The sequence below is a fragment of the Catellatospora tritici genome (genome assembly GCF_019083965.1).
GTDB classification, from domain to species: Bacteria; Actinomycetota; Actinomycetes; order Mycobacteriales; family Micromonosporaceae; genus Catellatospora; species Catellatospora tritici.
Genome location: NZ_JAHRCY010000005.1, coordinates 184,601 through 209,245, shown reverse-complemented (window position 1 = coordinate 209,245; position 24,645 = coordinate 184,601). Strand labels below are relative to the sequence as shown.

Here is a 24,645-nt window from a genome sequence, read left to right as displayed (position 1 = left end):
CCTCAACCATTGACATTGGTCGCTACGGTGGGCAGCCATGGAGCGGCAGTCACGGTTCGGACCCGGCGCCGAACTCGCGGTGATCTCCGTCGTCGCCCTCGCGGGCTTCACCGGCCGGCTGCTGTGGCAGCTCGGCGAGCAGCCGCCGCCCAGCGACGGCAAGTGGGTGCCGATCGTCGGCTACCTGCTCTTCGGCGTGCCTCTGCTGTGGTTCTGGCTGATCCGGCTGCTGCGCTGCGCGCTGTCCGTGCTGGCGGCACCGCGCCGGCTCACCGTCCGCGCGATGGTGTGCACGCCGACCCGGGTCGGCGTGTACAGCGGGTACCTGCGGGTGCACGACACCGATGGCGACGTCTACTACCAGCGCGTCGTCTACGAGCCGTGGTTCCTGCGGGTGGGCTCGGCGCCGCGGGAGGCCACCGTGCGCCGCTGCCCCGGCCTGAAGTCGATGTTCGTGGTGGACGTGCCCGGATTCGGGCGGCTGTGGCCCGCCACCGCGGCGGGTCGGGGGCTCAACCCGCTGTTCACGACGCTGTACGAGTTCCCCGCCGTCACCGACCGCGGCTGGACCTGGCGCTGGCTGGTGCCGGCCCTCGCGGGGATCACGATCATCATCTGCCAGCTGGACGAGCTCGGCGGCCCCGTCGCGCTGGTGGCCATGGCGTCGCTGTTCCCGGCCCTGTGGATCTGGGGCGGCGGCGTCCCGCCGACGAATCCGTGGCCCGCGCCCGGTGAGGTGCCGCGCGACCCCTGGTGGCTGCAGTAGTCAACAGGATCCGGCAGGGCCGGCGTGTATGCCCTCATCCGCGGGCGGGCGGTCGACCCCGCGCGTCAGCGCACCCAGCTGTACCCGGCCCAGGCGAGCAGGCCGAGCAGGAGCAGGCCGCCGGCGCGGCGGGTGTGCAGGAACGCGATCGGCGCCCACCACAGCGGCCATACCGGGTTGTCGGCGGGCGGCTCGGCAGGCACCGGCCGGTTGAACGCGGCCACCACCTTCACCAGCATCGGTACCGCGAGCAGCACCAGCAGCGCGGTCCACGGCAGCGCCCGGACCGCGACCAGCACCGCCACCCCGACGTAGAACGCGATCATCATGGCCTGGGTGAGCCGCTTGGCGGCGGGTTCGCCGATCAGCACCGGGAACGTCCTGGTGCCCGCCGGGCCGTCATACGGCAGCTTGTCGATGTGCTTGGCCATCAGCACCGTCGTGGGCAGCAGCGCGTACACGGTCGCGGCGGCCAGGACCTGCCACGGCAGCGTGCCCGTACCGGCGTAGTACACCCCGCCGACCATCAGCGGGCCCCAGGTCAGCAGCACGTCCAGCTCACCGAGGCCGATCTTCTTCAGCCGCAGCGGCGGCGCGGTGTACGCCCACGACAGGAACAGCCCACCCAGGGCGAACGCGACGATCCACCAGTCCTGCCGCACCACCAGCGTGACCATGATGGCCAGGTCCAGCACCTGACACAGCAGGATGCCGACGACGAGCTGCTTCCTGGTGACCAGCCCGGCCAGGATCGGATGCGGGGCGTACAGGGTGCGCGGATAGTTCTCGGTGTCGTTGCCGACGGCCGTGTCGGCCAGGTCGTTCATCAGGTTGTTGGCCAGGTGCGCGACCACGATGCCGACCACGGCCAGGGTCACGTTGAGCCAGTCGACGCGCACATCGGCGATCACGGCCAGCAGCACCGCCAGGATCCCCGAGGTCAGTGTCATCGGCAGCACCCCGGCTCGGGTGACGACCAGCCAGCGGGTGACGCCGTCGACGACACCCTGCTCCGGCGGGTTGGTGGTGAGGAACGCGTACCGCCAGGCCGCCAGGCGGGCCCGCAGCGCGAGGGAATTCGTCTGGGCTGCCACGGCCGCACTGTACCGCCATCCGGGACGGCCGGAGTCCGCCCAGCGGATCATCTATCGTCTCGGCCATGCCCGCCGCCCGCACCGCCCTCGAAGCCGCGTACCTGCACGCCCGCGAGCTCGACGACCGGGCCGAGCTCGCCGCCGCCCTCGGCCCCGGCGACCCGGACCTGACCGCGCGCGCGGCCCAGGCCCGCGACCGGGTCCGGGCGGACCTGGTCGCGCTCGGCGGCACCGACGACCCGGCGGTGGCCGCGATGCTGGCGTGGGCCGGGCCCGCGTCGGGCGGCGGCGGTGAGGACCTGGCCGAGATCGAGCGGGCGTACGCGCGTGAGCAGGGCGCCGTGCACGTCGGTGGGCAGCGGCTGACCCGGCTCGCGGTGCTCGGACTGCTCGGCCGGGAACCCGACCCGCACACGCGCCGGGACCTGTTCCTGGCGCTGCGGCCGGTATGGGCCGCGATCGACGGCGACGGCGACGACAGCCCGTACCGGCGGATGCTGCCGGACAGCGCCCGCCGGTGGGCCGGCGGCGGCCCGGTCGCCGCCAACGCGACCGCGCTCGGCCTGGACCCGGCGTCGGTCGAACCGGACCTGGTCGCCGTCCTCGACACGTGGCGGCAGGTCAGCGCCGCCCGCGACCCGATCGAACCCTGGGACTGGTGGTACGTCCACGGCACCACCGCCCGCGTGCTGCGTGAGGCCACCCCGGTCGGGCGGCTGCGGCCGCTGTCCGACGCCTACCACGCCGCGCTCGGTGCCGACCCGGCCGCCCTCGACGTTCGCTACGACACCGCACCCAGGCCCGACCGGCCACCGGTCCCGGTCGCCTACACGACGTTCGGTTCCCGGCCCCGGCCCGGCCGCCGCGCCCAGCCGTGGGTGCTGGGCACCTACACCGCGGGCGGGCTGGGGGAGTTGACCGAACTGGTGCACGAAACCGGGCACGCCCTGCACGTCGCCGCGATCGACACCCGCCCCGCGTACGCCGACTGGCCCGACAGCGACGCGTTCACCGAGGCCGTCGCGGAGCTGACCGCGCTGGACACGGCCGAACCGGCGTGGCAGCGCCGCTGGCTGGGCGGCGAGGTGCCCGAGCCGGTGTCGCTGCGCGACCGCTACGCCGACGTCATGCTCGACGTGTGCTGGGCGCTGCTGGAGATCCGGCTGCACGCCGACCCCACCCGGCGCCCCAACGACGTGTGGGCTGAGCTGACCTCGACCTACCTGGGTGTCGTGGCGCATCCGGAGCTGTCCTGGTGGGCGATGCGGGGCCAGCTCGTCCAGGAACCCGGCTACATGGTCAACTATGCGCTCGGACCGATCATCGCCGCCGACCTGCGCGCGGCGGTCCGCGCCGTACGCGGTGACTGGACCGGCGGTGATCCCGGCTGGTACGGCTGGGTCAGCGCACACGTCTACCGGTGGGGCCTGTCGCGTGGCTGCGGTCAGGTGCTGCGTGACGTCCTGGGCCGCGCCCCGTCGGCGACGGCGCTGCTGGCGCAGCTGCGCCGGGCCGGGTAGCTCACACCAGGTCCGGTTCGAGCAGCAGCCCCAGCCAGTCGGCGACCTCACCGCCGTACTCGGCCAGCGCCGCGTCGTCGACACCGTCGAGCGAACGCCGCCACGACACCGCCCGGCTGACCTTCGCCCCGGCCAGCGCCGATGTCACGTCCTGACGCAGCCGGGCCGGGTCGGCGTGGCCGGTCCACGGCTGCAGGTACGCGTCGCGCAACCGCCGCAGCACCGGGTCGCCCGGTGGCAGGCCGTACCGGTCGGCGGCCACCCGCAGCGCGACCAGCAGCACCCCGAACGGGTGGCCGACCGACGCGTCGCCCCAGTCGAAGAACCGCCAGCCGTCGCCGACCAGCACGTTGCCGTCGTACAGGTCGTCGTGCTGCACCGACGCCGGGACCGGGCTGTCACCGAGCCGGGCGCACGCCTCGGCGAACAGCGGTTGCCGCGCCCGCAGCGCGGCCAGCCGCGCCGCGGGCATGGTCGCGCGCACGAGCGGATCGTCCAGCAGCGCGGCCAGGTGCCCCGGCAACCGCTCGGGACGCATGTCCGGCACGCCCAGCGCCAGCATCCGCCCGGTGTGGCCGGTGAGGTCGCGTTGCAGCTCGGCGTGGCGGGTCAGCATCGGCGCCCAGTGCCCGGGGTCGTCCGGGGCGGCCCGGCGCAGCGTCGTGCCGCCGTCGGGCAGCAGCGACCAGCCGCGCTCCGGCTCGACCGCGATCGGTTCGAGCACCCGGCCCGGTGCCCAGCGGGCCAGCGCCGCCATGAGCGCGGCCTCGTACGTCGAGCAGGGGCCGTTGGCTTTGAACCACAGCTCGGTGCCGTCGACGGGTACCCGGGCCAGCAGTGACCAGGGCCGCACCCGGGTCTGCGCGACGGGCCCGGTCCGATGCCGCCCGCCCGCCGCCAGTGCGGTGTCGATCCAGCTCAGCGCCGCGTCCCAGTCGGGGACCACCGTGTCGGGCATGCCGGTCACGGTACCGGCCGGGTCACAGGCCGACGATCAGCAGCGCGGAGATCAGCAGTGCGGCCAGGTGCAGGGCCTGGTCGGCGGCGTACATGCCGCTGACGGGGGTGGTCAGTTCGGCGAAGCGGGGCGAGCCGGTGGCGCGCAGGATCGCCCGCACCGGCCAGCGCCGGTCCAGCAGTCCGTGCGTGGCCAGCGAGAAACCGAGCCCGGCGCCCAGTCCGGTCCACGACAGCGGCAGACCGAGCAGGGTGGTGGTGCCCAGCAGCAGCACCAGCAGGGTCAGGTGGTAGCCGAACAGGTGCCCGGCCATGGCCCGCCAACCGCGCCCGCCGGCCTCGGCCTTGCCCTCGGCCTGGTGGTCGGTCTGGGCCACATGGTCGCCGACCTGGTGCCCGACGTACAGCACGAGCAGCACGACAGCGAAGGTCGCCGCGCGTGCGACCACGAGCGGTTCGGTGAGCAGCTGCTCGGCTGGGGATGACATGTGTCAATGGTGGACCGGTCGGGGCCTGCGGCGCTGCGAGGCAGCCGACAGTTTGGCTGTGGCGTGCACTACGCGACACTCGCGGGTGTGACGGGCGCCGCGGGCAGCAGCCACAGTCCGGCGGCCGCGACCGCCGCCACGGCGAGGCTGAGCAGGTTGAGCACCAGCGCCAGCCCGGCCCCGGCCACCGCCGTGGCCAGCAGCGCGCCGGTGACCAGCGCGACGGCGTCGCCGGCGTAGAACGCGGCACTGACCCGGCCCAGGACCCGGTCCGGGGTGTGCCGGGGCAGCGCGGTCTGCACGGTCACCCCGGCGACCGCGCCCGGGACACCGGCGGCGGCCGCGGCGAGCGCGGCGACGACCAGGTTCGGGGCGTTGAACAGCACCAGGAACGCCGCGGCGACGGCCGTGTACGCGGTGACCAGGACCGTGCGGGTCGGCAGGTGCGCCACCTTGCGGCTGAGTGCCGCCCCGGCCAGGTAGCCCGCGCCCAGCCCGCCGATGAGCCAGCCCAGGTCCGGGCCGGGCCGGTGCAGCAGCCGCACCAGGTACGGCACCAGCAGTGCGCTCAGCGCCGCGTTGAGCATCCAGAACGCCCAACTGGTCGCCAGCAGCCCACGCAGGATCGGGGTCGCCGTGACGTAGCGCAGCCCGGCGGCCAGGGCGCTGCCGACCGGCTCCCCGGCCCGCGGGGTGGCCGCGACGGGCCGCCGGGACAGGGCCACCGCCGCGAGCGCCGCGAGCAGATAGGTGGCCGCGTCGACGGTGACGATGGTGCCGAGGCCGGTCTGGGCGTAGAGCAGGGTGCCCAGTGGTGGTCCGGCCAGCCGGGCCGCCCCGAAGGTGAACGCGTTGACGGAGTTCGCCTCGACCAGCCGGTCGGCGGCCACCGCCGGGATCAGCGCCCGCGCGGCGGGGGCGAGCAGCACGGCCGCGATGCTTTCGACCAGCAGTCCGGCGTACACCCACGTGGTTCCGGCCGCCATCAGCAGCACCCCGGCCGCGGCGACGACGTTGCCGACCGCCAGCAGCGTGCGGCGGCTGTACCGGTCGGCGAGCAGCCCGGCCCACGGGCCGAGCAGCACCGCGGGCAGGCCCTGCACGGCCAGCGCGAACCCGGGCGCCAACGCCGACCCGGTGCTCGCGTACAGGTGTGCGGGCACGGCGATGACCAGCAGGTACGTACCCAGTTGCGACACCGCGGCGCCCGCCCACAGCAGCCGGAAGTCGCGGCTGTCGCGAAGAATCCCCATGGTTTGGCAAGCTATCCTCACAGAACACAATGTGGCAAGATATGTTCTCATGGAAACAGGTGAGTGGGGTCAGGTGCTCAAAGCCCGCCGGACCGCCGCCGGACGCACCATCGCGGCCGTGGCCGCCGACGCCGGACTGTCCGTTCCCTACATCGCCAACCTCGAGAACGGACGCGGCAACCCCACCCTGGCGGCCCTGTCCGCGCTGGCCCGCGCCCTCGGCGGACGGCTGCGCGTGGAACTGGCCGACGACGCCGCCCCCGTGCCGCCCGAACTGCCCGCCACCCTGCCCGCGTTCACCCGCCAACCCCGCTTCGGCGCCGAGACCGCACTGCTGGCCGCCCGCACCGGCCAGCCCGAACCCGCCGTACGCGACCGGGTCGTCGCCGCGATGGCCGCCGTCGCCGCCGTTCACCCCGGCCGGTCCATGACCGAGCTCGACTGGCACCGCGTGCTGGACGTCATCGTCCTGACCACCCGAGTGGCGCAAGACCCCGAACGGCGTTAGCGTGACCCGCCGGCCCGATGCCGCGCCACCATCACGGGGAGAAAACCATGCAGGATCCGGCGACGCAGTACGCCGCGACCGTCCGTCCCGCCGTCGACCGCGTCTACTCCTCCATGCGCCGCGCCTCCATACCGCAGGTGCGCGCCCTGGTCGAACGCACCGGCAGGAATCCGGGGTTCGCGGTCAGTTTCTACTTCGGACTGCTCGCCCGGCCCATGGACGCCGCCGGGTTCGCCGCCGCCACCACCTACAACGGCGGTGACATGACCACCGAACTGGAACAGGGCATCGCCGTGCGGGACGCCGACGGCGCCTGGCACCTGACCGACACCGGCCGCGACCTGACCCTGGAGTTCCAGCGGGTGCTCGCCGAGTCGGCGCAGGAACACTGGGCGCAGACGACCCTGCCCACCATGCCGGGCCTCACGGCGCTGCCGCGCCTGGCCGAACTGCTCGCCGTCCTGCTCGAAGCCGGTCAGGCCAGCGGCGGCCCCGCGTTCGCCACCCTCACCCCGGTCTACGAACCGGCCGAGGCCACCGACGCCCTGCGCGTGTGCACCCGGCTGGGCGCCCTGCGCCACCACCGCGCCGACGCCCACCGCGCCGCCTGGGCCGCGGCCGGACTCACCCTCGACCAGCTGCGCGCCCTCGACCCCGACAGCCCGCAGCGCCAGGCGATCGAGGACGACACGAACCGCCGTGACGCCCCGATCTACCAGGCGCTCACCTCGGCGCAGCGGCTGGAGTTCCTGGGCCTGCTCGCCGCGCTGCCCTGACCGGGCCGCCTCAGACGCCCAGCGCCTCCAACACGGTGGCGCCGGGCAGCCCGGCCAGCACCTTGCCCGGCACGATCAGCTTCCCGCGCCGGTTACCCGACCCGATCACCACGTACGGGGTGTCGGCCACGGCCGCGTCGACCAACACCGGCCAGCTGTCGGGCAGGCCGATCGGGGTGATGCCGCCGTACTGCATCCCGGTCAGCGTCACCGCCTCGTCCATCGGCGCGAACGACGCCTTACGCGCCCCGAGGTGCCGGCGAGCCAGGCCGTTGACGTCGGCGCGGGTGCTGGCCAGCACCATGCACGCCGCGTAGGTCACGGTCTCGCCGCGCTTGGCGGCCACCACCACACAGTTGGCCGACAGGTGCGGCTCCACCGCGTACGCCTGGCCGAAGTTGCCGGTGTCGGCCAGGTCGGGGTCGGTGTCGACGACCAGCACCGACTCGACCGGCTCCACCCCCGTCCACGCGGAGAGCGCGGCCGCGACGGGCGCGGCCACCAGGTCGGAGCGGGTCACGGCGGGCCAGGCGGCCTCGAATTTTCCGATCGGTGCGGCAGACATGTCCCCGATGGTAGCCACCGGGCGGCTAGGCTCACCGTTGCCATGGAGGGGTGTCTGTTCTGCGAGATCGCCGCCGGTGACCGGCCGGCGTTCGTCGTGCACGCCGACGAGGCGGCGGTGGCGTTCCTGGACACCCGACCCGTGTTCCCCGGGCATGTGCTGGTCGTGCCCCGTCCGCACGTGCCGACGCTGCACGACCTGGCCGCCGACGTCGTCGGGCCGTACTTCCGGCTGGTCCAGCGCATCGCCGGGGCGGTCGAGACCGGCCTGCAGGCGCAGGGCACGTTCGTGGCGCTCAACAACCGCATCAGCCAGAGCGTCCCGCACCTGCACACCCACGTGGTGCCCCGCCGCAAGGGCGACGGACTGCGCGGCTTCTTCTGGCCCCGCACCAAGTACGCCGACGACGCCCAGGCCCGCCAGTACGCCGAGGCCATCACCGCGACCCTGAACGGCTGAGCAGGCTGCGCCTCTCAGTGGTTGGACTGGAACACCGCGGTGGTGGTGGCCAGGAAGTACACGAACATCAGCACCGCGGCCAGCAGCGCCGCCCGGGTCGCCAGCAGCCACGCGGTGCGGGCCGTCTTCACCGCCGCCTTGGCCTTGGGCACCCCGGCCACGGCCCCCTTGTACCCGGCCCGCGCCTGCGTCATCTTCAACCAGCGGCGCCCGAGCAGCACGCCGAGCAGGACTCCGATGATGCCGACCATGAGGGCGTCAGGGGACATGGCCGCTACGGTAGCGCGTCCATCGACTCTGCGCGATCACTCATTCACCCGACGGGATCCGATCACGACACCGCACGGTGACGTGATGATCCCGCCGACCGGCTGCGACGTGCCCGACCAGCTCAGGTCGGGTCGACCGGGTAGAACCGGCCCGCCATCCGCAGGTATTCGTTGGAGTCCAGGAACCGGCCCAGCACGAACCCGGACGCGGGCGTGAATGCGCGGCCGCTGAGGACCTCCTCGCCGTGGACGAACTCGGCCACGACACCGGCCTGCGGCACGATGTCGGGGGTCCACGCCGAGGTCGGCGCGGCGAAGCAGTACACGTCCACGCGGGTGCCAGGCAGATAGCCGTGCCAGAACTCGACCGGTTCGGCGTCGACGGGCAGGCCGGTCTGTTCGGCGATGTGGCGTTTGGCCGCGTGCAGTGGGGTCTCGGCCGGGCGGACCGCTCCGCCGGGCAGGCTCCACCGGTTGGCGCGCACCGCCGACTGCTCGTCGCGCATGCGCAGTAGCACCGCTCCGGTCCGGCCCACCAGTGCCGTCAACGCGATCCGCGTGGTCATGAGGCGAGCGTACTTCGCACCCGCACTCGCGCGCTGACCCCGCCGGTCTGCCTATGCTGGGCCGTATGGCCGATCCGAAGACGGTGCCGACCGACGCCAGCGTGGCGGCGTTCCTCGCCGCGGTGCCCGACGAGCGCCGCCGCGCCGACGCGGTGGCGCTGTGTGAGCTGATGGAGGCGGCCACCGGCGCGGCGCCGCGAATGTGGGGCGAGGCGATCGTCGGGTTCGGGCAGTACCGCTACCGCTACGCCACCGGCCGGGAGGGGGTGTGGCCCGCGGTCGGTTTCTCCCCCCGCAAGACCGCGCTGACCGTGTACGTCGCCGAAGGTTTCGAGGCGCACGCCGACGCCGTGGCCCGGATCGGCCCGGTCACCACCGGTCGTGCCTGCCTGTACGTCAAGCGCCTGGCGGCGGTGGACGCCGATGCGCTGGCCGGGCTGGTCGGTGACGCGTTCCGGCAGGTCGACGGCAAGCTGATCACGAGCTGACCGGGATCGCTCTCAGCCGGGGACGGCGCGGGCGCACCCGACGCCGCCGCCCGGACAGCCGCACGCCCCTGCCCGCCCAACTGCTGGCCGACCCGCACCCCGGCCCCGCCGCCGACTAGGGTTGACGGCGTGCTGATCCTGCTGCCGCCGTCGGAAGGCAAAGCCGCGTCCGGCAAGGGCAAACCGGTCGACCCGGCCACCCTGTCGCTGCCCGCGCTGCACCCTGCCCGCGCCGCCGCGCTCGACGCCCTGACCACCCTGTGCCGCGGCGACCTCGACACCGCCACCCAGGTCCTCGGCCTCACCCCCGGCCTGCAGCCCGAGATCGCCCGCAACGCCACCCTGCCCACCGCTGCGGCCATGCCCGCCGCCGCGCTGTACACCGGCGTCCTCTACGACGCCCTCGACCTGGCCGGGCTGCCCACCACCACCCGCCGCCGCGCCAACCGCGCCATCCTCATCTTCTCCGGCCTGTGGGGCGCGGTCCGGCTCGACGACCGCATCCCGCCCTACCGCTGCGCCATGGGCGTCAAACTGCCCGGCGTCGGCACCCTGACCACCCACTGGAAAACCCCCATGGCCCAGGCCATGACCGAAACCGCCGCCACCGGACTGATCCTCGACCTGCGGTCCTCGGCCTACACCCCCGCCTGGACCCCGCGCGGCGAAACCGCCGACCGCACCGCCACCGTCCGGGTCCTGCACGAACGCCCCGACGGCAGCCGCATGGTCGTCAGCCACTTCAACAAAGCCACCAAAGGCCGTCTCGTACGCGACCTGCTGCTCGACGCCGCCACCCCGCGCACCCCCGCACAACTGGCCGACGCGCTCCGCGACCTCAAGTACACCGTCGAACAGCCACCCGTCGCCGCCGGGAAACCACGCCAACTCGACGTGATCGTCAACGAGCTGTAGGCGGCGTAGGCTGCCAGGCGGCCGCGCCGACACCGGCGCCGACACACCGGGAGCCGACCATGCGAAGCGCGTACGCCGACCTGGGCGGCCCCGTGCACCACGTCGACTTCGGCGGCCCCGCCGACGCCCCGCCGGTCGTGCTCGTGCACGGCCTGGGCGGCTCCCACCTCAACTGGACCCGCCTGGCCGCGCAACTGACCCCGTACGCCCGCGTACACGCCCTGGACCTGCCCGGCTTCGGGCGCACCCCCGCCGCCGGGCGGCCCACCACCGTCACCGCCAACGCCCACGTGCTGCGCCACTACCTGTCCGACGTCATCGGCGGCCCGGCGGTGCTCATCGGCAACTCCATGGGCGGCATGATCTCCACCCTCACCGCCGCCGACACCCCCGACCTGGCCCGCGCCGTCGTCCTGGTCGACCCCAGCGTCCCCATCGCCAAAGACGCCCGCATCGACCCCGCCGTACGCCGCCAGTTCCTGATCAACCTCATCCCCGGTGTCGCGAGCTGGAGCATGCGCCGCCGCCTGGCCACCGTCCCGGCCCGCACCCGCGTCCTGGACACCCTCGCCGTCACCTGCGCCGACCCCGGCCGCATCCCCGACCAGGTCATCGCCGACGCCGTCGCCCTCGACGCACAACTGCCCCCACCCGGCCCCCGCTCGGCCGCGTACCTGGCCGCCAGCCGGTCCCTGCTACGGCTGCTGGCCGCCCCCACCGCCTACTGGCGCGCCATGGCGTCGCTGACCATGCCGGTCCTGCTCGCCCACGGCCTGCACGACCGGCTCGTCCCCGTCGCCTCGGCCCGCGCCACCGCCGCCCGGCTGCCGCACTGGACCTACGTCGAACTCGACTCCGGGCACGTCCCGCAGCTGGAACACCCGACCGAGCTCGCCGCCCACATCCTGCCCTGGCTGCGCCGCCACGACCTGCTGCCCGCCGCATGACCCTCGGCCCGGCCCACGCCTACCGGATCACCAAATACGACCCCGCCGACCGCGACGAACACGGCCACTACCAGGGCCCGCTCGACTCCAGCAGCGACCACGGCCCGGTCGAGGCCGCCTACCTGGCGGCCGTCGCCGCGTTCGCCCACGACAGCGGCGTCGACCGCCTCGCCGTACGCGAACCCGAACTCGCCCCGCACACCCTGGACAGCCCGGCCGCCGCCCCAGACCTGCGCGAGCTGTTCCCCGGCGGCGTCCACGACGGCGCCGAACTCACCATCGACGGCGCCCAGCGGCTGGTCCAGGCCATGCTGCGCGAAGACGGCATCTGGTGCCGCCTCGAACACGACGACCTGCTGCACGTTCACGTCGGCTGGGACCAGTACCTGTACATCGCCGCCCACCGCCGCTGCGACCGCGCGGTCGACCAGACGAACCGGCTGGGCCTGTTCGTCGAACAGATCCCGCACTCGCCCTACCGGCACACCCCCGACGACGAGGACGGCCAGCGCCGCCCCGCCGACGACACGTTCTGGACCGAACTGTCCGCCCTGGCCACCCGGCACGGCAGGCTCCTGATCGAGGAGGGCTACGTCCACAACGCCGTCCGCTGGCACCGCGTCACCGCCGCCGACCTACCCGACCTGCGCACCCGCCTCGCCCCCCGCGCCCGGCTGGCGGTATGGCCCGACCTGCGCGACCCCGCCGCGGTGGCCGACGGCCTGCCCGACAGCCTGTTCACCATCGTCTGGCAAACCCCCGACGGCATCCTGACCGGCAGCCTCACCACCGACACCGACCACACACGGCTACGCGAACTGCTCGCCACCGCCACCGCCGCAACCCTGCTGTACTGCGACGACGACCAAACCCGACCCCTGCTCGCAGCCGTCGGGACCGACCCCGACGGCGTCCTGCGCGCCCGCTGGTCGGTGTGACCGGCGTTAAATCCTTTGCCCGGCCACCTGACCCGGCCGTACGGTGGGACCGCAACCGATCACCACCGGCCACAGGAGACAGACATGTCACGCCAGGTACCGCTCGCACCGCGATGGCAGACGCCGCGCGGCGAGACGGCCCTACCCGGTGCCGGACGCAGCGGTGACGCCAACCGCAACCGCCGACTGCAAGGACCGAAGACGGCCCGGCGCCACTGACGCGCCGACGTCACGGCAGGCCCTCCGCCCGCCCGGTCCGACCGGGTCAGGGCGGTTTCGTCTATCCGAACTCTCCAGCGGGTGTAGCTCAACGGCCAGAGCACCGGTCTCCAAAACCGGCGGCTACAGGTTCGAATCCTGTCACCCGTGCTCGACATGCCACCGGCGCCGGTGGCATGTCCGGTCACGCCCCATGGGGATAGGGCGTGACCACCCGCCCGGGTAGCCCAACTGGCAGCGGCGACGCGCTCAGATCGCGTTCAGTGCAGGTTCGACTCCTGCCCCGGGTACCACCCAAGCCCACGCTACTGGCCGGTCTGCCCGTCGATGCTCTCGCGCAGCAGATCCAGATGCCCGCAGTGACGGGCCGTCTCCTCGATCATGTGCGCCAACGCGTACCGCAGTGTGAACGCCATACCCTCACCGCGGGCCGCGGCGTCCAACTCGGCACCGGCGATCGCGGACCGCGACCGCTCGCACTCGGCCACGTACCCGGCGACGATCCCGGCCAGGGTGTCGCCCGGCTCGATCGGGAAACCATCCTGCTCGGTCGACGGCCACGCGACGTCCAGGGCGGCGAAGTCGATGCTGAACCAGTACCGCTCCACCGCGGTCAGGTGTTTGAGCAGCCCGCCGGGCGTCAGCTGCGACGCGGCCACCGGCCGGGCGAACGCCTGTTCGTCGCTGAGCCCGTAGACCTTGTGCACCACGGTCGCGCGCAGGAAGTCGAGCAGCCCCACGAGGGTGTCACGTTCGGTGCCGTTCTCCGGCGGCCGGATCCGTTCGACCGGCGACGCATCTGCTGAAGTCACCGCGACAGCCTAGAGCCGTCCGCCGACGCTCACCGGAACCGGAACATCGTCCCGCCGGCGGGCAGCGGCCGCGGCGCCCCGGTGAACTCGTGCACCCCGACCGTGAACAGGACGTCGTCCGGGGCGTGGAAAGCCCGCTGGACGAACCCGGCAGCGGTGAACCAGCCGTCGATCACCGGCGTCAGGTCCGGGGCGCGCCTGGTACGGGTCCAGATCACGGTCGCGCCCGGCGCGCACAGCGACGGCAGCGCCGCCACCGTCGCCCGCACGTCATCGTCGCTGACATTGCCGAACACCCCGGCCATCAGCACCAGGTCCGCAGGCACCGCCCCGGCGTACGACCCGAAGCCGCCCGCGTCGGCGCACAGCACCTCCACCCCGGCCAACCCCGCCGCGCCCGCCCGTGCGGCAGCGGCGTTGCGGGGGTCGTACTCGATCAGCCGGGCCTGGACCCGGTCCGCGTCGGCTCGCCCCGCCAGCACCCCCAGCAGGTCATGGCCCTGCCCGGCGCAGGCGCTTACCACCCGCAGCAGCGGCTCGGGCCGCCGGTCCAGCCACGAGTCGATGTGCGAGCGCACCAGCGCCAGCCGCCGCGACAGCGGCGAGCCCGGATCGGCATAGTCGCGGTGCCAGTCGGCCCAGTCGGTTCCCACCGCAGCAGTATCGCGATCCGGGGCGCCGACCGCACCACCCAGGCCGAACCGGTTCAGCCAGGCCGCACCTCATACATGCTGTGACACGAACCCCACGAGATCGCGCGTTGCCACGGCACCGCCCCCGGCTGGTCCAACGGCCACTGCGACCCGACCTCCTCCGGCGGCAGCCAGAAAAACCGCCGGTACGGCCCCGTCGCCGCGTCCGCGGTCACCGGCACCGGCCACGCCACCATCGGCACGTCACCGCAGTCGGTCACCTCGTAACGCAGCTCGATGCTCACCGAACGGCCCGCCGCCAACCGGTACGGCAACCGCACGTCGGTGCCGACCAGCCGCAGCCCCGGCCCGTCCCGGCCCACCGCCAGCAGCGTCATCTCGGTCCAGCCGTCATTGCGGATCGTGATCGTCTGCCGTGGCGGATCCCAACCATGCGACACCGACGGCTGCTCGCCGAGCGCGAACCGGGGCGCCACCACCCCCGACCGCCACGCCGCCGCCACGACCGCCGCCAAGACCACGACCAGCACCAACGGCCTGGTCACACGCCGGGAACGCACGGGTCGGCTCAACTTTCGTCCACGACAGACCGCGGCCCGGAGCGGCGGACCCTGACGCGGCGCAGCCTAGCCGCGCCGCGTCGAGCATCGCTTCCACCGGTCAGCCGACCCGCACCCGCCGCCCGGTCGAGACGCTACTGCCAGAACCGGAACAGCATGAACCCGTAGAAAGCACCGTTGATCGGCGCCCCGGACGCGTGCATGATGAACGAGGTCAGCTCACCGAACGGGCCCCGCAGCACGTACAGCAGCACGAACACCAGGATCAGCCCGAACGGTTTGATCCTCTCCCCGGTACGGCGCGCGTTCGGCGGCAGGTACGGCTCGATGATCCCGTACCCGTCCAGGCCCGGCACCGGCAACAGGTTCAGCAACGCCGTCGCGACCTGCAGATACGCCATCAACGTCAGCGCACCCCAGAACACCGCCTGCGCGGGCGGGGCGTCGAACACGAAGAACGGCCCGAACGTGCCCGCCACGAACAGCAGCAGCACCGCCGCGGCCACGTTGATCGCGGGCCCGGCCGCCGACACCAGCGAATCCCGGAACCTGTTCCGCAGCCGGTGCGTCTCGATCAGCACCGCCCCACCGGGCAGCGGCAGCCCGCCCATCACCAAAAACAGCAGCGGCAGCACCCACGTCAGCACCGGATGGCCATACCGGCGCAGATCAAGCCGCAGATACCCCTTCTCCACCACCGTGTGGTCACCGCCGCGGTGCGCCGCCAGCGCGTGCGAGAACTCGTGCAGACACAACGTCACCAGCCAACCGGCCAGCGTGAACACGAACACCAGCGGCCCCGCCGGGCCGACGCCCGTCCACATCAGCACCCCGGTGCCGACCGTCACCGCCACCAGCGCCAGGAACAGCAGCGAGATACCACCCCGCTCACCCGAACGCCCCGACCGACCCAGCCGCGACGGACGCAGCGCCCGCATCCGCCGCCCCCGCACGACCTCGTTCTCCACGTCCCGGACCCGTTTCGTCCAGTCCTCTTCGGCCGCCAGCCGGTCAAGCGGGTCCTCAGCGTCTCCTGCCGGTCTGCTCATAGCGCGCAAGGCTACCCGACCCCCGACCCGATCAGGTTCCCGCGCCGTCGGCGCCCGCGCCCGGCGCCGTCGGCGCCGGAACCTGCGGCTTCGGCTCGAACAGCACCTGCGCCGGGGCCCCCACCTTGCCCACACACCACGCCACCAGCTCCCGGTCACGTACGTACAACTCGTACTTCCCACTGCGGTACAGCACCGGATAGTGCTCGCGGATCCACGTGACCGCATCCGGCCGCTTCTTCAACCGCCCCGTGGACAGGAACACCGCGTCGGCGGCCTTGGCCGCGGCGATCACCTCCGCATCGGACAGCCGCCCGGAGTCCAGCCGCACGTGCGAGGTGTCGGCCAGCCACGGCACGGTACGCAGCCCGGCCCGCGAGATCATTTCCTGGTCGTCGGTGACCACCCGCAGGTCGTGCGGCAGCCGCCGCACGCACGCCTCCACCGCCGTCGGCGTCGGGTACGGCCCGATCTCCCGGTTGCGGGCCTGCCACACACACGCCCACGCCCCGGCCAGCACCACCGCGGCCGTCACCGCGCCCAGCCGCCGCAGTCGCAACCCCGACCACAGGCTCGCCACCGCCACGGCCAGCACCGCCGCCCACGCCCCCATGAACATCGGCAGATGGTGCTTGAACGTGGGGTGGTGCAGGTACTCGAACGGCACCACCGCGCCCGCCCACAGCACCAGCGCCACGACCCCGGTCCGGCGCACCACCCCCGCGGGCCAGCACACCGCCACCAGCGCCGCGACCCCGGTCGCCACCAGCAGCGGCATTGCGTACGGCCCACCCGAGGTCACGAACCCGACGAGGTCCGGCGCGGGCCGGTGCTCGGCGGCCGCCACATGGAACCCGAACACCTGGTCCCAGGCCTGCTTCGGCGGCGACAGCCACACCAGCACCCCGGCGACCGTCGCGGCGAAGCCCAGCCCCAGCCACGCCCCGGCTGCAGCAGTACGCCGCAGCCACGCCAGCGCCGCCGCCCGCCACCGCCTTGGATTGTCCTGCCGCCACGGCGATTGGGCCTGCTCGGTGCCCGGCCGGTGCAGCGGCCGCGACACCAGCCACGCCACCAGCAGCGGCGGCACGAACACGATCGCCATCAACTTCACCAGCACCGCCAGTGCCAGCATCGCCCCGGCGCCCAACCACCACCATCGCGCCCACCGCCGCGAGCAGATCCGGGCCCGCAGCGCGCACAGCAGCGCCATCCCGCCCAGTGCCGCGGTCGGCACGTCCGCGCCGAACTGGTAACTGAACAGCTGGATCAGCGGCACCGCGGCGACCCCCAGCGCCGCGAGCATCCCGGCTCGCGGCCCGCGCACGGTCGCCGCGATCCCGGCCACCGCCACGACCAGCAGCAGCGCGAACCCGACCATCAGCCACCGGCCGGCAAGCTCACCGGCGGCCAGGTCGTCGGCGTGCCAGTGGAACGGCTGCGCCAGCAGCCACGCGAACAGCGGCGGTTGGGCGTGGAACACCTCCGAGTACGGCTTGTGCCCGTCGGCCACGGCCAGGGCGGTCTGCCAGTAGATGCCGTCGTCGTTGTCGAGGACCTGGCCGGGGGAGTGCAGCAGCCGGTGGCGGAAGGTGAAGAACACGACCGCGGCGACCACCCCCCACAGGCTCAGGTCGACGACGGTACGCAGCCGCGGCGGGCGTAGGCGAGGCAGCCGCAGGCGGGACAGCGGTGGTCGCAGGCGGCCGGGCAGGGCCAGCTTCATTCGTTCCGTCCAGTGCTTCGAGGGTCGGGCAACACCACCCAGATAACGGATAAAACGGAGCCGAACGCTGTATACGGTGATATTTATCCCATCAGAGTTCGTCAACTTGAGTTGACAGGGCCGTGCTGTCAACCTACATTGACACCATGAGCGACGCCACCAAACTGGCCGCCGCCGCAGGCAGCCCCGACCCCGGAACCGGCCTACGCGCGGTGCTCGCCCTACGCCGCCTACTGGAAACCCTCGAAATCCTGCAGGTCGGCAACGCCCGCAAACAAGGCTGGTCCTGGCAGGAAATAGCCGACGCACTCGAAGTCAGCCGCCAGGCCGTCCACAAGAAACACGCCGGCCGCTGGCCCGACACCGACCGACGGGACAAATGATGCTCGAACGATTCACCACCGCCGCCCGCACCACCGTCCTGGCCGCCCGCACCGAAGCCAGACAACTCGGCCACCCCCAGATCGGCACCGAACACCTACTACTCGCCCTGCTACGCCCCGAGTCCGGCACCGCCTACGAAATCCTCACCACCGCCGGACTCGACCACGCCACCACCACCGCCGCCGTCACCCGCCTCGTCGGCACCATCGCACCCTTCGGCCCCGGCGACGTCGCCGCCCTCGAAGCCATCGGCATCGACCTCGAAGCCGTCCGCACCAGACTCGAAGAGACCTTCGGCCCAGGCGCCCTCGACCCCGCACCACCCAAACCCAAACGCGGCCTGTTCGGCCGCCGCACCGAACCACGAACCGGCCGCTTCGGCCCCCGCGCCAAGGTCGTCCTCGAACTCGCCCTACGCGAAGCCATCCGCCTGCACCACAACCACATCGGCACCGAACACCTGCTGCTCGGCATCATCCGCGAGCAACAAGGCCTGGCCGCCAAAGTCCTCACCGACGCCGGAGTGGACCTGCGCGAGCTGCGCCGCAGCACCGAGACCGCCATCGCCGAACGCAGCGGACCGGCCAGCTGAACAGCGACCCGTCGCGGCAGCCGGCGCCGCGACCACCGCACACTCAGCCCTCGGCGACACCCCCGACCGGCCACGCCACGATCATCGGCGCGATCGGGAACCCGCCCGACCACGGCACCACCTGCGGCAACGGAACCCAGTCCAGGCCCACCATCATCGGACAGTCACAGCCGTAGTCCTCCGCACCCAACACCGGCTCACCCGGCGCCACCTCGACCGCGAACACCGCCGTCGGCCCCGACGGGAACGGCAGGTCCGCCAGGTGCCGCACCGACACCACCGTCAACCCGACCTCCTCGGCCACCTCCCGGACCACCGCGTCCTCGGCCGACTCGCCGGACGCGATCCCACCGCCGGGCAACGTCCAGTACTCCACCCCGTCATGGCGCCCCAACGGACCCCGTCCCCGCTCGCGCACCATCAGCACATGCCCGTCCCGTACGATCACCGCCGCCGCCCTTCGCCGCGCCATGCCCACCGCCCTTCGCCGCGTCCAGACTGACCGCCCGGACCGCATCAGGCCAGCGAAATCCCGCCGGTCAGCCCGCCGTGTCGAAGTAGGCCCGCAGTCGACGCGCATACGGCAGCCGCTGTTCGGCCGACGCGTAGCCCGGCAACGGCGGGAGCCGGTACAGGTCGTCACCGGCGTACCGGGCGAACACGTGCACGTGGTGGTGCCACACGTCCTGGTTGCCCGCGGGTTCGTTGTGCTGACGCACCGAGGTGCCCGCACACCCGTAGGTCGCACGGATCGCGATCGCCACCTCCCGCACCAGGTCGTGCACCCCGTGGCCGTATCGCGGCGGCAGGTCGTACAGATTCTCGACGTGCGCGGTGGGCACCACCAGGACATGGCCATGGTTGTGCGGCCACCACCGTGGTGAGATCAGCGCGACAGCCGTCGCCGTGCGCCGGACGACGTCCGGCGGACCGCTCAGTTCGTCGCCACCACCGGCGACCAGCAGGCAGAACGGACATCGGTAGCCGTCGGGTCGGTGGTTGTACACGCTCACTCCAAGGGGGAGACCGACCACTAGAGTCACCCCGGTGACCAACCTCGTCCAGAGCCGCTACGTCGAAGGCGCCTTCCACCTCTATGACCTGGCACGTCATCGCGTCGGCACGCCACTCGCCCCCACGCTGACCGTCACCCCACCGCAGCCGATCGACAAGCTGCACGGGCACGCGACCCACCCGGCTCTGCACGGCCTGGCGTACGCGACGGAGGCCGAGGTGGTCCGCCTCGACGCCGACGGCACTGTCCGCTGGCGACTCGAATTAGGCCGTCCCAACGGCAACCACGGCGGCGCCTATACGTCGTGCGCCTTCGAAACCGACGGCGAACGGCTGTGGGTGTACGTACCCGACGCCATGACCCACCGGTCCCGAACCGACCGGATCATGGTCGTCGACGCCGGGGGTGTCGTGCTGGCGCAGGCGGCGGTACCGAGCGCCGGACATGGCGCCGGTCTCGAGCCACATCCCGGCGGCGAGATGATCATCGATATAGGGGAGGGGCAGGACGGAGTGGTCCTGCTGCGCTGTCGGCTCGACGCCGACCGGCTCGAGGTGCACGAGTTCCCGTGGCGCGACCGCTGCCTGATCGGCATGGCGCCAGACGGCGCGACCTTCATGACCGTCGACCACGGACTCCAGGAGAACGTCTCGTTCCACACGTACCCGGACAGCGTCGAACTGTTCCGGTTGACGCCGGCCGACTTCGGCGAGCGGCGTGAAGAGGCCGTGGTCGAGTGGACGGGCGGCTACCTGGACGACCGCACCGCCGTCGTGGTCCTGTACGGCGAGGACGAGGACACCGGCGACGAATGGTTCGAGCACCACCTGGTCGACGTCTCGGCTCGGGAAGTGCTCGGCCGCTGGCAGGTGGAGGTCGACGACCTCTACGACGTCGATCTGGTCGGCGACGGGACATGGCTGCAGCCCGACGGGCGGGGCGGCATCCGCCGGTACGCCCGCTAGAACCGCGCAGACCTGTCTTCCAGGCCTTTTGCGTCCACCTCCGACATCAGACCTGGCCACAAACGTGGCTCAGCGGGGCTCTCAGGGCGTTTGCGCAGGTCAGAGGGCATATGTGAGGCGCGGGTCAGCATTCGGATCATCCTGGTTCGCTCGGCACCCGGGGAGCACTTCGGACACCGGGGTTCTGGACGCCCGCTGGCGCCGCCGCGCGGTGTCTCACCGACGTTTTCGAGTCCTCCCACCGGATCCGCGGCTCACCGGACTGGTTCGACCCGGTCCGGAAGCCGTAAATCTTAGTCACAACATAACTGTCATTATGGTGTTGCTAATTTATGAGCGAGATTCCCGTCCTGGAGCCGTTTTTTGATTATTGGATTACCGATAATCGCAATCCTGTAATTAACCGGGATGGTCGTGCCCGCGCTCGATGCGCCGGGCAGCACCCGGACCGGTTCGGCTACCGTGGCGCGGTGTCGGCTGTGATGGCTTCTGGTGTGTCGGTGCGGCTGGGGTCGCGTACGGTCCTGGACCGTTTGGATCTGACCGTCGACGAGGGTGAGATCGTCGCGTTGTCCGGAGTGAACGGCACCGGCAAGTCGACGCTGCTGCGGTGCCTTTCCGGGCTGCTCTCCCCCACCGCCGGAACGATCTCCGTGTGGGGTGCGCCGCCCGACGCAGGGCCCGGGTTCTGGCGCGCCGTCGGCCTGGTCGCCGAGGAGCCCGCCTGGTATCCGGGGCTGACCGCCCGCGAGCACTTGGACCTCGTCCGGTTGACGCATGAGCCGCTGGCCGAGCCGTTGGCGTCGGTGGCCGAGGTACTGGAACTGTTTGAGCTGGTGGGGCATGCCGACGCGTCGCCGTTGACGTTGTCGTCGGGTCAGCGGCAGCGGTTGGCGCTGGCGGCGGTGTGGGTGCGCCCGAGTCGGCTGCTGCTACTGGACGAGCCGGAACGGAAGCTGGATCAGCGGTTCCGTGGGGTGGTCGCGGGGATGCTGCGGGCGTACGCCGACGGTGGGGGCACGGTGGTGGTGGCCACACATGATCCTGGGCTGGCGGTGGGGTCCGGGGCGCGGATGCTGTCGATGTCGCAGGGGCGCCTGTCGGCTGCGGTGGTGGCGGGATGAGTTCGGTCGGGCAGGTCCGGGCGCTGGTGCGTGCGGGCAGACGGCGACCGGGCTGGACTGACTGGTATCTGCTGCTCGCGGCGGTGGTGATCGGGTCGCTGCTGGTGGGTGGCCCGTTGGGTGAGGTGTTGGGGCGGTCGGTGCCGCCGTTGCCGCCCTATCGGGCGGCGGCGTTGTTGTCGCTGGTGGCGGCGGGTGGGGCCGCGTTGGTCGCGGTGGCGCTCGCGGTGGGGCCGGTGGCGTTGTCCCCCGCTGACGCCTACTGGTTGGTGCTGTCGCCCCTGGACCGGCGCGCGGTGTTGACGCGTGCGGTGGCGGTGGTGGGTGCGCTCGCGGTGGTCGTGGGTGGGCTGGGTGGGGTGCTGGTGCGCTGGGCGGCGGGTCTGCCCGCGTACGGGTGGGGGCCGGTCGGGGTGGCGGCGCTGGTGGGTGCGGCGGTGGCTGTGTGCGTGGCCGGGTTGTCGGTGCTGGCACAGGCGGCCAGGCTGGGTGCGCTGGTGCGCCGGGTGGCGGTCGGGGCCGGTGTCGCGGCGGTGGGGTTCGGGTCGGCGGCGGCGGTGTGGCCCGGCTGGTCGGGGTGGTCCGGGGCCGGGTCTCTGGTGGTGTCCGGGCCGGGGCTGCTGGTGGTGGCGGTGGCCGCGTTGGTGGTGGCGGCGCTGGTGGTGGCGGCGCTGGTGTGGTGGCGGCTGGCGGTGTTTCCGGCGGGTGCGGTGTTGGCGGCGTCGGTGCGGTGGGGTGTGGTGACGGACGCGGCGGTGGGGTTGGAGCCGTCGTTCGTGTCGCGGGTGGTCGAGGACGGGTTCTGGCGGGGGCGGGTGCTGCGGTCGCGGCCGTGGCCGGGTTGGTTGCCGGTGTGGGCGGCGCCGGCGTGGCAGGACTGGCGGATGCTGGGGCGTCGGCCGCACCGGCTGGTGGTGTCGTTGGTGGGGGCGGCGGTGCCAGGGGTGTTGGCGGTCGCGGTCGGTGGGCTGCGGCTGCTGGTGGCCGGGGTGCTGCTGGCGGGTGCGGTGTCGGCCGCGAGCGCGGGTGCGTCGGGGGTACGGCGTGATGCGGGCAGTGCGGTGTTGGGGCGGCTGTTCGGGGTGGGTGGTGTGGCGGTGGCCTCGGCGCGGTTGGTGCTGCCGGGGGTGTTGGCCGCGGGGTGGCTGGTTGCGGCTTCGGCGGTGTTGGTGGCGGTGGGTGTGTGGGGGTCGTGGTGGTGGCTGGTGTTCGGGGTGGCGGTGGCCCCGGTGTTGGCGGTGGGTGTGCTGCGGTTGGCGGGGCGGGGGTGGGTGGATCATGCGTCGGTGCCGGTGGTGATGCCGCAGTCGGGGTCGTGGGTGCCGACGGGTTGGATCGTGTGGTGGGTGACGGGCTGGGATGTGGTGGTGGCTGGTGGGCTGCCGTCGGTGTGGGTGTGGTCGGGTGGGTCGGGCGACCGGGTGTTGTTGTTCGGGGTGCAGGTGCTGGTCGGTGCGGTGGTGGTGTGGGGGTGGGTCCGGGCTGGGTCTCGTCGGGGTCGTGGGTGAGGTTCGGCGGTGGGATTCGTCGGCGCTCAGTCGGGTCGTGGTGTGGCCGGACCTTGGCTCCGTCGGCGCGGCTGTCGCGGGACGCGCGGCTGTGCGTGGGGTTGGGTTGTTTGCAGGTTTCGTGCAGGCGCGGCTGTTACGGTGCGCCGGGTGTGGCGGGGATGCGCCACGATGGTGACCTGGTCGTTGCGCGTACCACCGAAGGGCTCTGGGATGGTGTTCAAGAAGCTGCTCGCCGGGTTGGGTTTCGGCGGGGTGGAGGTCGACACGGTGCTGTCGCCGCAGTCTGTGGTGGCCGGGGGTGTGTTGGCGGGGCAGGTGAATCTGCGGGCGAAGTCGGATACCGACATCACCGGGATCACGTTGTTGCTGGTGGCGTCGTCGGCTGGTGGTGAGGCGGAGCTGGCCCGGTTCCAGGTGGCGGGGAGCCTGCGGGTGCCTTCGGGTGAGGTGCGGTCGCTGCCGTTCTCGGTGCCGGTGGCCTCGACGGTGCCGTTCACGCTGCTGTATGGGCAGGTGCTGCCTGGGGTGGGTGTCGGGGTGCGGACCCAGGTGTCGGTGGCGGCGGGTAGCGCCAAGGGTGACTTCGACCCGGTCCGGGTGGACGCGTCGCCGGTGCAGCAGCATGTCATGGACGCGTTGGGGACCATCGGCTGCCGGTTTGTGCGCAATGAGTTGCGGCCGGGGGCGTTCCAGGGGTTGCCGGTGCCGTTCGCGCAGGCGGTGACGTTCTATGCGCCGGTGCCGGAGGGGCAGCCGGCGGGTCCGCACATTCCGCAGTTGACGTTCACGTTCTCGGCGGTGGACGCGACGGTGCTGGTGTTGGCGGAGCTTACGTCGCGGCCGGGTGCCGCGGATCGGCATCACCTGTCGTCTGCCGAGGTGGAGCGGTTGACCGCTGATGGCGGTTGGGTCGCGGAGGTCGATCGGTGGGTGACCACGGCGTTGGAGCGGTTGTCGCAGCCGGGGCAGGCGGCGCCGGGGGCGTTTCTGCAGCAGCCGCCGTTGCCGCAGCAGCCGTATGGGCGCCAGCCTGGGTATGGTCAGCCGGGTTACGGCCGGCCGGGGTATGCCTATGGCGGGCACGGGTACGGCGGGTACAAGTATGGCGGCTATCACGGGCGGCCGAGTGTGGCTGGTGCGGTGGCGGCCGGTGTCGGTGGTGCCGCGTTGGGGTTCCTGGGTGGCATGGTGATCGGTGACATGATCAGTGACGCGTTCACGCCGGATGTGTCGGATGCGTCGGGGTTCGACGACCCGGGTGCGGCTGACTTCGCCGATTACGGCTCTGGTGCGGCGGACGCGGACTATGCCGGTTTCGATGGTGGCGGTTTCGACGATTTCGGCGGCGGGGATTTCGGGGGCGGCGACTTCTGACCGTCTGATGTCGTGGGGGTGCCGGTTACCGGCACCCCCCTGTTTTTTGCTGTGTTTGTCGGTCCTTGAGACGCTTCTGCGTGCAGGACAACGCGATGATCTTCATCCGAGGGGCCTCCCCTGTCCGCTCAGCGCCGCCCAGGACCGGCCAC

At 72.4% G+C, this 24,645-nt stretch carries 29 protein-coding genes and 2 tRNA genes; 17 read left to right on the top strand and 14 right to left on the bottom strand.

What is annotated here, in order from left to right:
- The first annotated feature begins 37 nt into the window (after positions 1–37).
- The gene (locus tag KUA19_RS13235; protein ID WP_217396257.1) at positions 38–766 is read left to right on the top strand and encodes a hypothetical protein; all 729 of its coding nucleotides are present in this window, start codon (positions 38–40) and stop codon (positions 764–766) included.
- 65 nt (positions 767–831) lie between these two features.
- Here KUA19_RS13235 and KUA19_RS13230 read toward each other — a convergent pair whose 3' ends face one another.
- Positions 832–1,860, bottom strand: a complete 1,029-nt coding sequence (locus KUA19_RS13230; RefSeq protein WP_217396256.1) for a prenyltransferase — start codon at positions 1,858–1,860, stop codon at positions 832–834.
- 65 nt (positions 1,861–1,925) lie between these two features.
- On the opposite strand from KUA19_RS13230, the gene KUA19_RS13225 reads away from it, so the two are divergent.
- Positions 1,926–3,380 carry a gluzincin family metallopeptidase gene (locus KUA19_RS13225; RefSeq protein ID WP_217396255.1) on the top strand — a complete coding sequence of 485 codons (1,455 nt, stop codon included), beginning with the start codon at positions 1,926–1,928 and terminating at the stop codon, positions 3,378–3,380.
- Position 3,381: 1 nt separating this feature from the next.
- Here the strand turns inward: KUA19_RS13225 and KUA19_RS13220 are convergent, their stop codons facing one another.
- The 3 genes from KUA19_RS13220 to KUA19_RS13210 form a co-directional block, all read right to left on the bottom strand.
- Positions 3,382–4,338 (bottom strand): phosphotransferase, encoded by a 957-nt coding sequence (locus tag KUA19_RS13220; RefSeq protein ID WP_217396254.1) that lies wholly within the window; start codon positions 4,336–4,338, stop codon positions 3,382–3,384.
- 22 nt (positions 4,339–4,360) lie between these two features.
- Entirely contained in the window at positions 4,361–4,825 is a 465-nt protein-coding gene (locus KUA19_RS13215) for a DUF3307 domain-containing protein (RefSeq protein WP_217396253.1), read from the bottom strand.
- Between the two features lie 68 nt (positions 4,826–4,893).
- Positions 4,894–6,078: an MFS transporter gene (locus KUA19_RS13210; RefSeq protein ID WP_217396252.1), complete on the bottom strand. Its 1,185-nt coding sequence runs from the start codon at positions 6,076–6,078 to the stop codon at positions 4,894–4,896.
- Between the two features lie 49 nt (positions 6,079–6,127).
- Here KUA19_RS13210 and KUA19_RS43905 point away from each other — a divergent pair, with 49 nt between their 5' ends.
- Positions 6,128–6,586 (top strand): helix-turn-helix domain-containing protein, encoded by a 459-nt coding sequence (locus tag KUA19_RS43905; RefSeq protein ID WP_217396251.1) that lies wholly within the window; start codon positions 6,128–6,130, stop codon positions 6,584–6,586.
- 47 nt (positions 6,587–6,633) lie between these two features.
- The gene (locus KUA19_RS13200) at positions 6,634–7,362 is read left to right on the top strand and encodes a hypothetical protein (protein WP_217396250.1); all 729 of its coding nucleotides are present in this window, start codon (positions 6,634–6,636) and stop codon (positions 7,360–7,362) included.
- Positions 7,363–7,372: 10 nt separating this feature from the next.
- Here KUA19_RS13200 and KUA19_RS13195 read toward each other — a convergent pair whose 3' ends face one another.
- Positions 7,373–7,927 carry a YbaK/EbsC family protein gene (locus tag KUA19_RS13195; RefSeq protein ID WP_217396249.1) on the bottom strand — a complete coding sequence of 185 codons (555 nt, stop codon included), beginning with the start codon at positions 7,925–7,927 and terminating at the stop codon, positions 7,373–7,375.
- A 42-nt stretch (positions 7,928–7,969) separates the two neighbouring features.
- On the opposite strand from KUA19_RS13195, the gene KUA19_RS13190 reads away from it, so the two are divergent.
- Positions 7,970–8,386 (top strand): HIT family protein, encoded by a 417-nt coding sequence (locus KUA19_RS13190; protein ID WP_217396248.1) that lies wholly within the window; start codon positions 7,970–7,972, stop codon positions 8,384–8,386.
- 14 nt (positions 8,387–8,400) lie between these two features.
- Here KUA19_RS13190 and KUA19_RS13185 read toward each other — a convergent pair whose 3' ends face one another.
- Both KUA19_RS13185 and KUA19_RS13180 read right to left on the bottom strand, forming a co-directional pair.
- A complete protein-coding gene (locus KUA19_RS13185) occupies positions 8,401–8,655 on the bottom strand; it encodes a hypothetical protein (protein ID WP_217396247.1) in 255 nt (84 codons plus the stop codon).
- 122 nt (positions 8,656–8,777) lie between these two features.
- The gene (locus tag KUA19_RS13180) at positions 8,778–9,221 is read right to left on the bottom strand and encodes an NUDIX domain-containing protein (protein ID WP_217396246.1); all 444 of its coding nucleotides are present in this window, start codon (positions 9,219–9,221) and stop codon (positions 8,778–8,780) included.
- 65 nt (positions 9,222–9,286) lie between these two features.
- Here KUA19_RS13180 and KUA19_RS13175 point away from each other — a divergent pair, with 65 nt between their 5' ends.
- From KUA19_RS13175 to KUA19_RS13150, 6 genes are all read left to right on the top strand, one after another.
- Entirely contained in the window at positions 9,287–9,709 is a 423-nt protein-coding gene (locus tag KUA19_RS13175) for a DUF1801 domain-containing protein (protein WP_217396245.1), read from the top strand.
- Between the two features lie 129 nt (positions 9,710–9,838).
- The gene (gene yaaA, locus KUA19_RS13170) at positions 9,839–10,624 is read left to right on the top strand and encodes a peroxide stress protein YaaA (RefSeq protein WP_217396244.1); all 786 of its coding nucleotides are present in this window, start codon (positions 9,839–9,841) and stop codon (positions 10,622–10,624) included.
- Positions 10,625–10,683: 59 nt separating this feature from the next.
- Entirely contained in the window at positions 10,684–11,571 is an 888-nt protein-coding gene (locus tag KUA19_RS13165) for an alpha/beta fold hydrolase (protein WP_217396243.1), read from the top strand.
- Positions 11,568–12,509, top strand: coding sequence for a hypothetical protein (locus KUA19_RS13160; RefSeq protein WP_217396242.1), 942 nt, complete (start codon positions 11,568–11,570; stop codon positions 12,507–12,509). The genes KUA19_RS13165 and KUA19_RS13160 overlap by 4 nt, the downstream gene beginning before the upstream one ends.
- A 296-nt stretch (positions 12,510–12,805) precedes the next feature.
- Positions 12,806–12,878: transfer RNA gene (locus KUA19_RS13155), tRNA-Trp, on the top strand.
- Positions 12,879–12,944: 66 nt separating this feature from the next.
- A tRNA-Leu gene (locus KUA19_RS13150) sits at positions 12,945–13,021 on the top strand.
- A gap of 12 nt (positions 13,022–13,033) precedes the next feature.
- Here the strand turns inward: KUA19_RS13150 and KUA19_RS13145 are convergent.
- The 5 genes from KUA19_RS13145 to KUA19_RS43900 all read right to left on the bottom strand — a co-directional run bounded on the left by KUA19_RS13145 (position 13,034) and on the right by KUA19_RS43900 (position 17,528).
- Positions 13,034–13,540 carry a DinB family protein gene (locus tag KUA19_RS13145; RefSeq protein WP_217396241.1) on the bottom strand — a complete coding sequence of 169 codons (507 nt, stop codon included), beginning with the start codon at positions 13,538–13,540 and terminating at the stop codon, positions 13,034–13,036.
- Between the two features lie 29 nt (positions 13,541–13,569).
- The gene (locus tag KUA19_RS13140; protein WP_217396240.1) at positions 13,570–14,193 is read right to left on the bottom strand and encodes an SAM-dependent methyltransferase; all 624 of its coding nucleotides are present in this window, start codon (positions 14,191–14,193) and stop codon (positions 13,570–13,572) included.
- A 53-nt stretch (positions 14,194–14,246) separates the two neighbouring features.
- Positions 14,247–14,738 carry a hypothetical protein gene (locus KUA19_RS13135; protein WP_217396239.1) on the bottom strand — a complete coding sequence of 164 codons (492 nt, stop codon included), beginning with the start codon at positions 14,736–14,738 and terminating at the stop codon, positions 14,247–14,249.
- Positions 14,739–14,887: 149 nt separating this feature from the next.
- Positions 14,888–15,802 (bottom strand): site-2 protease family protein, encoded by a 915-nt coding sequence (locus KUA19_RS13130; RefSeq protein ID WP_217396238.1) that lies wholly within the window; start codon positions 15,800–15,802, stop codon positions 14,888–14,890.
- A 31-nt stretch (positions 15,803–15,833) separates the two neighbouring features.
- A complete protein-coding gene (locus tag KUA19_RS43900) occupies positions 15,834–17,528 on the bottom strand; it encodes an ArnT family glycosyltransferase (protein WP_217396237.1) in 1,695 nt (564 codons plus the stop codon).
- A gap of 146 nt (positions 17,529–17,674) precedes the next feature.
- Between KUA19_RS43900 and KUA19_RS13120 the strand changes: the two genes are divergently transcribed.
- Together KUA19_RS13120 and KUA19_RS44965 are read left to right on the top strand one after the other, a co-directional pair.
- A complete protein-coding gene (locus tag KUA19_RS13120; protein WP_217396236.1) occupies positions 17,675–17,911 on the top strand; it encodes a helix-turn-helix domain-containing protein in 237 nt (78 codons plus the stop codon).
- Positions 17,911–18,504: a Clp protease N-terminal domain-containing protein gene (locus tag KUA19_RS44965; protein WP_217396235.1), complete on the top strand. Its 594-nt coding sequence runs from the start codon at positions 17,911–17,913 to the stop codon at positions 18,502–18,504. Before KUA19_RS13120 ends, KUA19_RS44965 begins: the two co-directional genes overlap by 1 nt.
- A gap of 43 nt (positions 18,505–18,547) precedes the next feature.
- Here the strand turns inward: KUA19_RS44965 and KUA19_RS13110 are convergent, their stop codons facing one another.
- On the bottom strand, positions 18,548–18,976 hold the full coding sequence (locus tag KUA19_RS13110) for an NUDIX domain-containing protein (RefSeq protein ID WP_217396234.1): 429 nt from the start codon (positions 18,974–18,976) through the stop codon (positions 18,548–18,550).
- Between the two features lie 67 nt (positions 18,977–19,043).
- Positions 19,044–19,511 carry an HIT family protein gene (locus KUA19_RS13105; RefSeq protein WP_308167425.1) on the bottom strand — a complete coding sequence of 156 codons (468 nt, stop codon included), beginning with the start codon at positions 19,509–19,511 and terminating at the stop codon, positions 19,044–19,046.
- Between the two features lie 40 nt (positions 19,512–19,551).
- Here KUA19_RS13105 and KUA19_RS13100 point away from each other — a divergent pair, with 40 nt between their 5' ends.
- The 4 genes from KUA19_RS13100 (at position 19,552) to KUA19_RS13085 (ending at position 24,493) form a co-directional block, all read left to right on the top strand.
- Positions 19,552–20,484 (top strand): hypothetical protein, encoded by a 933-nt coding sequence (locus tag KUA19_RS13100; protein ID WP_217396233.1) that lies wholly within the window; start codon positions 19,552–19,554, stop codon positions 20,482–20,484.
- Between the two features lie 482 nt (positions 20,485–20,966).
- Positions 20,967–21,608 (top strand): ABC transporter ATP-binding protein, encoded by a 642-nt coding sequence (locus KUA19_RS13095; protein WP_217396347.1) that lies wholly within the window; start codon positions 20,967–20,969, stop codon positions 21,606–21,608.
- A complete protein-coding gene (locus KUA19_RS13090) occupies positions 21,605–23,116 on the top strand; it encodes a DUF6297 family protein (RefSeq protein WP_217396232.1) in 1,512 nt (503 codons plus the stop codon). Before KUA19_RS13095 ends, KUA19_RS13090 begins: the two co-directional genes overlap by 4 nt.
- A 213-nt stretch (positions 23,117–23,329) precedes the next feature.
- Positions 23,330–24,493, top strand: coding sequence for a sporulation protein (locus KUA19_RS13085; protein ID WP_217396231.1), 1,164 nt, complete (start codon positions 23,330–23,332; stop codon positions 24,491–24,493).
- Positions 24,494–24,645: the final 152 nt, after the last annotated feature.

Bases quoted from the DNA above. Each gene is read 5' to 3' on its own strand.
- KUA19_RS13085 (WP_217396231.1), top strand. From the start codon at position 23,330: ATGGTGTTCAAGAAGCTGCTCGCCGGGTTGGGTTTCGGCGGGGTGGAG.
- KUA19_RS13110 (WP_217396234.1), bottom strand. From the start codon at position 18,976: ATGGCGCGGCGAAGGGCGGCGGCGGTGATCGTACGGGACGGGCATGTG.
- KUA19_RS43900 (WP_217396237.1), bottom strand. From the start codon at position 17,528: ATGAAGCTGGCCCTGCCCGGCCGCCTGCGACCACCGCTGTCCCGCCTG.
- KUA19_RS13225 (WP_217396255.1), top strand. From the start codon at position 1,926: ATGCCCGCCGCCCGCACCGCCCTCGAAGCCGCGTACCTGCACGCCCGC.
- KUA19_RS13175 (WP_217396245.1), top strand. From the start codon at position 9,287: ATGGCCGATCCGAAGACGGTGCCGACCGACGCCAGCGTGGCGGCGTTC.
- KUA19_RS13195 (WP_217396249.1), bottom strand. From the start codon at position 7,927: ATGTCTGCCGCACCGATCGGAAAATTCGAGGCCGCCTGGCCCGCCGTG.
- KUA19_RS13220 (WP_217396254.1), bottom strand. From the start codon at position 4,338: ATGCCCGACACGGTGGTCCCCGACTGGGACGCGGCGCTGAGCTGGATC.
- KUA19_RS13185 (WP_217396247.1), bottom strand. From the start codon at position 8,655: ATGTCCCCTGACGCCCTCATGGTCGGCATCATCGGAGTCCTGCTCGGC.
- KUA19_RS43905 (WP_217396251.1), top strand. From the start codon at position 6,128: ATGGAAACAGGTGAGTGGGGTCAGGTGCTCAAAGCCCGCCGGACCGCC.
- KUA19_RS13190 (WP_217396248.1), top strand. From the start codon at position 7,970: ATGGAGGGGTGTCTGTTCTGCGAGATCGCCGCCGGTGACCGGCCGGCG.
- KUA19_RS13160 (WP_217396242.1), top strand. From the start codon at position 11,568: ATGACCCTCGGCCCGGCCCACGCCTACCGGATCACCAAATACGACCCC.
- KUA19_RS13200 (WP_217396250.1), top strand. From the start codon at position 6,634: ATGCAGGATCCGGCGACGCAGTACGCCGCGACCGTCCGTCCCGCCGTC.
- KUA19_RS13210 (WP_217396252.1), bottom strand. From the start codon at position 6,078: ATGGGGATTCTTCGCGACAGCCGCGACTTCCGGCTGCTGTGGGCGGGC.
- KUA19_RS13130 (WP_217396238.1), bottom strand. From the start codon at position 15,802: ATGAGCAGACCGGCAGGAGACGCTGAGGACCCGCTTGACCGGCTGGCG.
- KUA19_RS13090 (WP_217396232.1), top strand. From the start codon at position 21,605: ATGAGTTCGGTCGGGCAGGTCCGGGCGCTGGTGCGTGCGGGCAGACGG.
- KUA19_RS13165 (WP_217396243.1), top strand. From the start codon at position 10,684: ATGCGAAGCGCGTACGCCGACCTGGGCGGCCCCGTGCACCACGTCGAC.
- KUA19_RS13235 (WP_217396257.1), top strand. From the start codon at position 38: ATGGAGCGGCAGTCACGGTTCGGACCCGGCGCCGAACTCGCGGTGATC.
- KUA19_RS13095 (WP_217396347.1), top strand. From the start codon at position 20,967: ATGGCTTCTGGTGTGTCGGTGCGGCTGGGGTCGCGTACGGTCCTGGAC.
- KUA19_RS13120 (WP_217396236.1), top strand. From the start codon at position 17,675: ATGAGCGACGCCACCAAACTGGCCGCCGCCGCAGGCAGCCCCGACCCC.
- KUA19_RS13180 (WP_217396246.1), bottom strand. From the start codon at position 9,221: ATGACCACGCGGATCGCGTTGACGGCACTGGTGGGCCGGACCGGAGCG.
- KUA19_RS44965 (WP_217396235.1), top strand. From the start codon at position 17,911: ATGCTCGAACGATTCACCACCGCCGCCCGCACCACCGTCCTGGCCGCC.
- KUA19_RS13215 (WP_217396253.1), bottom strand. From the start codon at position 4,825: ATGTCATCCCCAGCCGAGCAGCTGCTCACCGAACCGCTCGTGGTCGCA.